The 6,184-nt window shown below is 71.0% G+C and carries 5 protein-coding genes; 3 read left to right on the forward strand and 2 right to left on the reverse strand.

Annotated features, from left to right (window positions below; translation table 11 throughout):
• Positions 1-2,238 (forward strand): ATP-dependent Clp protease ATP-binding subunit (locus AB0C29_RS28945; protein ID WP_360826485.1); only part of this gene is annotated, 2,238 nt, incomplete at its 5' end.
• A gap of 48 nt (positions 2,239-2,286) precedes the next feature.
• Here the strand turns inward: AB0C29_RS28945 and AB0C29_RS28950 are convergent.
• Together AB0C29_RS28950 and AB0C29_RS28955 are read right to left on the reverse strand one after the other, a co-directional pair.
• Complete coding sequence (locus AB0C29_RS28950) at positions 2,287-3,267, reverse strand: LysR family transcriptional regulator (protein ID WP_360543995.1); 981 nt, start codon at positions 3,265-3,267, stop codon at positions 2,287-2,289.
• A 179-nt stretch (positions 3,268-3,446) separates the two neighbouring features.
• The gene (locus tag AB0C29_RS28955) at positions 3,447-4,052 is read right to left on the reverse strand and encodes a hemerythrin domain-containing protein (RefSeq protein WP_360826488.1); all 606 of its coding nucleotides are present in this window, start codon (positions 4,050-4,052) and stop codon (positions 3,447-3,449) included.
• Positions 4,053-4,150: 98 nt separating this feature from the next.
• Between AB0C29_RS28955 and AB0C29_RS28960 the strand changes: the two genes are divergently transcribed.
• Both AB0C29_RS28960 and AB0C29_RS28965 read left to right on the forward strand, forming a co-directional pair.
• The gene (locus tag AB0C29_RS28960; RefSeq protein WP_360826491.1) at positions 4,151-5,461 is read left to right on the forward strand and encodes a M20/M25/M40 family metallo-hydrolase; all 1,311 of its coding nucleotides are present in this window, start codon (positions 4,151-4,153) and stop codon (positions 5,459-5,461) included.
• A 19-nt stretch (positions 5,462-5,480) separates the two neighbouring features.
• Positions 5,481-6,146, forward strand: coding sequence for a hypothetical protein (locus AB0C29_RS28965; protein WP_360826494.1), 666 nt, complete (start codon positions 5,481-5,483; stop codon positions 6,144-6,146).
• The last annotated feature ends 38 nt before the right edge of the window (positions 6,147-6,184 follow it).

Here is a 6,184-nt window from a genome sequence, read left to right on the forward strand (position 1 = left end):
CGCGCACCGGGCGGCCAGCTGCCCGACCGGATCGCCCTGACCCCCGCGGCCAAGCGCGCCCTGCTGGACAGCCTGCAGCTCTCGCGGGCCGTGGGCGCCTCCTATGTGGGTCCCGAGCACATCCTGATGGCGCTCGGCCTCAACCCCGACTCCACGGCGGGCCGCCTGCTCGCCGCGCGGATCGACCCGCGCACGTTGCAGCAGGCCGAGCCGCAGCCGGGCCGGGGTGGTCCCGGTGGCCGCGGTGGTGAGCCCGGCGGCACAAGCAGCACTCCCACCCTCGAGCAGTACGGCGTGGACCTGACCGAGCTGGCCCGGCGCGGTGAGATCGACCCGGTCATCGGCCGGGCCGACGAGATCGAGCAGGCCGTCGAGATCCTGTCGCGGCGTACCAAGAACAACCCGGTGCTGATCGGCGAGGCCGGCGTCGGCAAGACCGCCGTCGTCGAGGGCCTGGCCCAGCGCATCGTGGACGGTGACGTGCCGCAGACCCTCGCGGGCAAGCGCGTCATCCAGCTCGACCTGGCCGGACTGGTGGCGGGCACCCGCTACCGCGGCGACTTCGAGGAGCGGCTCACCAAGGTCATCGACGAGATCCAGGAGAGCGGCGACGGCCTGATCGTCTTCCTCGACGAGATCCACACCCTGGTCGGCGCCGGTGGTGGCGGCGGCGAGGGCGGCGGCATGGACGCCAGCAACATGCTCAAGCCCGCCCTGGCCCGGGGCCGGCTGCGGGTGGTCGGCGCGACGACGCTGGACGAGTACCGCCACATCGAAAAGGACGCCGCTCTGGCCCGGCGCTTCCAGCCGGTCCTGATCGGTGAGCCCGACGTCGAGGACACCGTGGCGATTCTGCGCGGTCTGCGCGACAACTACGAGGCGCACCATCAGGTGCGGATCACCGACGAGGCGCTCGACGCCGCGGCGGAGCTGTCCGACCGCTACATCACCGACCGGTTCCTGCCGGACAAGGCGATCGACCTGATCGACCAGGCCGGTGCGCGGGTGCGGCTGCGGGTCAAGACCCCGGCGGCGGACGTGCGCGAGCAGGAGCGGCGCCTCGAGCAGCTCACCCGCGACCGCGACCAGGCGGTCGCCGCGGAGAACTACGAGAAGGCCTCGGCGCTGCGCGACGAGATCAACACCATCAAAGCGCAGATCGAGGGTACGGACGCCACGGGATCAGCCGTGCCCCAGGTGACCCCGGAGGACATCGCCGAGGTCGTGTCCCGGGCCACCGGTATCCCGGTCGCGCAGCTCACCGAGGAGGAGCGCGAGCGGCTGCTGCGCCTCGAGACGCACCTGCACGAGCACGTGATCGGTCAGGACGAGGCGGTCTCCGCCGTCGCCGAGGCGGTCCGGCGTTCCCGGGCCGGGCTGGGTGACCCGGACCGGCCGGTGGGCAGCTTCCTGTTCCTCGGCCCGACCGGTGTCGGCAAGACCGAGCTGGCGCGCACCCTCGCGGACGCGCTGTTCGGCGACGCCGAGCGGATGGTCCGCTTCGACATGAGCGAGTTCCAGGAGCGGCACACCGTGTCCCGGCTCGTCGGTGCGCCTCCCGGCTACGTCGGCTACGACGAGGCCGGCCAGCTGACCGAGGCTGTGCGGCGCCGGCCGTACTCGGTGGTGCTGCTGGACGAGATCGAGAAGGCGCACCCGGACGTGTTCAACATCCTGTTGCAGGTGCTGGACGACGGCCGGCTGACCGACAGCCAGGGCCGGACGGTGAGCTTCAAGAACACCGTACTGATCATGACCAGCAACATCGGCTCGGACATCATCAGCGGCACCAAGCGCACCCTCGGCTTCGGCACCGGCGACGACGGCTCGGCCGTCGACGACGGCCTGCGGGAGAAGCTGGACCGGCGGCTGCGTGAGCAGTTCCGGCCGGAGTTCATCAACCGGATCGACGACATCATCGTCTTCCGGCAGCTGGAGACCGAGCAGCTGCGGCAGATCACCGAGATGCTGCTGGAGGAGACCCGGCGGCGCCTGCACGCGCAGGACGTCACGCTGGACATCACCCCGGCGGCGATCGACTGGCTGGCCGAGCGGGGCTTCCAGCGCGAGTACGGGGCCCGGCCGCTGCGCCGCACGATCCAGCGCGAGCTGGACAACCGGCTCTCGCGGCTGCTGCTCAGCGCCGACCTGGCGCCCGGGCAGACGGTACGGGTCGACGTGGCCGAGGGTCAGCTGACCTTCGACGTGCAGTCGCCCGCACCGGCGGCCACCGCCTGACGGGTCGAACGGAACGCCCCGGTTCTCCTCGGAGAGCCGGGGCGTTTCTCATGCCGCCGCGAGGTGCGCCCCGCCGAGCTGCGGATAGTCCTCCAGCCACTCGATGTAGAGCGGGTTGCGGGCCACGACCTCGTTGTAGGTCTCCGCGGCCATGGTCATCAGCCGGGGCGCGACCCGGGCGGCTGTGCTGTCCGGGTGCCAGCCGAGCACCTGCCGCCAGCGCAGCGGCGCGCCCTGCAGCGGGCGGTGGGTGAGCCCGGCCGGGGGCCGGAACGTCGGCTGGCACAGGGCCAGCGCCAGCCCCGACTCCACCATGTCCACGCAGCCGCGGATGTCGGTCTCCAGCATCCGGCGCGGGGTGAAACCCGAGCGGGCGCAGCATGCCGCGAAGCAGTCGGCGAAGCAGCCGTCGCCGGTGCCGGCCACCCACTGCTCCTCGGCCAGCTCGGCGAGGTCGACGTCGACGCCCTTGGCCGCCGGGTGGTCCTCGGGCATGAGCACGCACACGGCGTCGACCGCGATGGTCTGCCACACCAGGCCGTAGTCGGCCGACGGGATGGCGTCACCGCAGACGCCCACCTGGGCGTAGTCGAGCTTGCCGGCCAGCACCATGCCGCAGAGCTCGTCCACGTAGTACGACGCATGGGTGCTGATCTGGGCATCGGGCTGGGCCTCGGACAGCCGGTGCACCATGCCGCCGATGACCGGTCCGCCGATGCCGCCGATCCGGTACCGGGTCATGACGTTCTCGTCCGTGCCGGATCCGGCCAGCCGGGCGGCCTCGTCCTGCAGGCCCTTCATCGCGGGCAGCAGCACCCGGGCCCGGGAGAGGACGAGTTCACCGAGGGCGGTCGGGCGGGCACCGCGCCGGTCACGTTCGAAGAGCGGCCCACCCAGGGTCCGCTCGATGCGTTGCAGCTGGGCGGTCAGCGCCGGCTGGGCGAGTCCCAGCAGCGATGCCGCCTTCGTCACGCTGCCCGTCTCCGCGATGGCACAGACCACCTTGAGATGCCGCAGCTCCAGGTTCATAGCGTGACGGTAGGACGTTCGCGGGATATCGGCTAGACCTTCGGCCAGCCAAAGATCCTCCACTTGTGACAAATAGGTTAACCAAAAGGACAGAACCAGCTAACCCGTACGCTGTTACCGGCACGTAACGTGAGATCGGTTTCACTATCCGTGAATTTGCCGTCCACTTTGTGCTTTGTTCAGAGATCCCGCGGGTACGTCGTCCGCCGGCTCATCATGTCGCGCACCTTGTCCACCACGGCCACCGCCGGATCGACCACCTTGTTCCACGGCGGCGTCGCCGGAGTGCCCGGGTGCGGACGCGTCGGCGCCGCCTCCTCGGCCAGCTCGACCCGGTTGCCGAGCCGGATCAGGTCCTCCACCGGAGCCATCTGCAGCAGCAGCGGCAGCAGCTCACCCGCCGCGGCGTCCGCGTGCCGGGTGAGGCGCCGGCAGACGTCGGCGGCGCGATCGGGCCGGTTCTCGTCGTCGGCCGCCTCCAGCAGTCGCAGCGCCTCCAGCAGAGCCCGGTCCTCGGCGATCTCCCGGTCCACGAGCGCGTAGCCGTCCGGCACGGTCGACTTGATCGCCGGGTAGAGGTACTGCTCCTCCGCGGACAGGTGCCGCGACAGCTCCGCGCTGATCACCTGGGCCACCGTGCGGCGGCGCGCTGAGTCCGTACCCTCGCCGGTCAGCTCCTCGCAGAGCGCGAGCAGCTCGCGATGCTCGCGGTTGATGAGGTCGACGACGTTGGGTCCGGTCGTCTCACCGCCCACGGGCGGCAGCGGAGGCAGCTGAACAGACACTGTGCATCCTTTCGGCGGAGCCCGGCGGGTCGGGCCCGTCTTACCCGTACCTGATCTCCCGCCAAACGCGCCCGGCGGTGAGCTGGTAAGAAGAGCGGATGGAACCAGTCCCCGCCGCCGACGAGGTCGTCGACATCTGCCGCGACCTGCTCCGGATCGACACCAGCAACACCGGCGATCCGCGCACCACCGTCGGCGAACGCGTCGCCGCCGAGTACGTCGCGGCCAAGCTCAGCGACGTCGGCATCGAGGTCGAGCTGCACGAGTCCGCACCCCGGCGGGCCAACCTGGTCGCCCGCATCCCGGGCGCCGACCGCAGCCGCGGCGCCCTGCTCGTGCACGGCCACCTCGACGTCGTCCCGGCCGACGCCAGCGAATGGTCGGTGCCGCCGTTCTCCGGCGAGGAGAAGGACGGCTACCTGTGGGGCCGCGGCGCGATCGACATGAAGGACTTCGACGCGATGACCCTCGCCGTGGTCCGCGGCTGGCAGCGCACCGGCTACGTCCCGCCCCGCGACATCGTCCTGGCCTACACGGCCGACGAGGAGGCGGGCATGGAGTACGGCTCGCAGTTCCTCGTCCGTGAGCACGCCGACCTGTTCGAAGGCTGCACCGAGGCGATCGGCGAGGTCGGCGGCTTCTCGTACACGATCAACGACGACCTGCGCCTCTACCTGGTCGAGACCGCCGAGAAGGGCATCGACTGGCTGCGCCTGCACGCCAAGGGCCGCCCCGGGCACGGCTCGTTCGTGCACGACGACAACGCCGTCACCGCGCTGGCCGAGGCCGTCGCGGCGGTCGGCCGGCACAAGTTCCCGATGGTCGTCACCCCGACCGTGCGGTCCTTCCTCGAGCAGGTCTCCGAGGCGCTGGGCGTGGAGCTCGACCCGGACGAGCCCGAGCTGGCCATCGCCAAGCTCGGCCCGATCGCCAACCTGATCGGCGCGACCGTGCGCAACACCGCCAACCCGACCCGGCTCGAAGCCGGCTACAAGGACAACGTGATCCCCGGCAAGGCGTCGGCGACCATCGACTGCCGTACCCTGCCGGGCCAGGCCGAGATCTTCCTCGAGCAGCTGCGCGGGGTGATCGGCCCGGACATCGAGATCGAGCACATCTCCCAGCAGGGAGCCCTGGAGACCGGCTTCGACGGCGCGCTCGTCGAGGCCATGGGGGCCGCGCTGCGCGCCGAGGACCCGGGTGCCCGCACGGTGCCGTACATGCTCTCCGGCGGCACGGACGCCAAGGCGTTCAGCACGCTGGGCATCCGCTGCTTCGGCTTCGCACCCCTGAAGCTGCCGGCCGACCTGAACTTCTCCGCGCTGTTCCACGGCGTCGACGAACGGGTTCCGGTGGAAGGACTACAGTTCGGCGTGCGTGTGCTCGACCGACTGCTGCAGGCGAGCTGATGAAAGGACTTTTCACACCATGACCGACCAGCACGCGGATCTGGACGCCGCTCTCGAGCGCGTCGTCGAGGCCGCGAAAGCCCACCTGGCGGCAGTCAAGGCCGCCCAGGGGCGGGTGGATGACGACGATGTGTGGCAGGCGTACGTCAACCTCAACAACACGTCCTTCGCGTACGACGAGCAGCTGCTCGAGGCGTTCGGCGAGGTCACACCGTGGGACGTCGAGTCGATCGACCCGGACGAGGCCGACCAGCGCTTCGGTACGGTCGCCGGCCTCGACGGCAGCGGCGCCGACCCGCACCCCCGGGTGATCTCGGTGCGCCAGCGCCGCGACTACCGGGTGCCCAGCGTCTCGGCCCTGCTGCGGGTGGCCGACGCGGCCCGCCGCAACCTGGTGCCGGCCGACGAGGAGGCCGGCGAGGTCGAATCAGTCGGCGAAGCGGTCCTGGAGCTGCTCCAGGCCGGCGACGGCTCGCTGTCCTCGCTCGACGTCCCGGAGCTGGAGCCGCTCGACGGCCTGCTCACGGTGAGCGAGGTCACGGAGCCCCTCGACCTCGAAGCCTTCGAGGACGAGGACGGCGCCGGCCCCTTCGCCCCCCTGGACGGCGACCAGCTCGTCGGCCGCCTGGACGAACACCCCTTCACCGAAGACGAAGAGGACGAACACGCAGGCCACAACCACTGAGCTGAATGGCCTCGCTCCGCTCGGCGGGCAGTGCGCCC

The organism is Actinoplanes sp. NPDC048791 (assembly GCF_040650095.1).
In the GTDB taxonomy this organism is placed as follows: Bacteria; Actinomycetota; Actinomycetes; order Mycobacteriales; family Micromonosporaceae; genus Actinoplanes.

Coding starts and splice junctions, on each gene's coding strand:
- AB0C29_RS28960 (WP_360826491.1), top strand. CDS start 4,151: ATGGAACCAGTCCCCGCCGCCGACGAGGTCGTCGACATCTGCCGCGAC.
- AB0C29_RS28950 (WP_360543995.1), bottom strand. CDS start 3,267: ATGAACCTGGAGCTGCGGCATCTCAAGGTGGTCTGTGCCATCGCGGAG.
- AB0C29_RS28965 (WP_360826494.1), top strand. CDS start 5,481: ATGACCGACCAGCACGCGGATCTGGACGCCGCTCTCGAGCGCGTCGTC.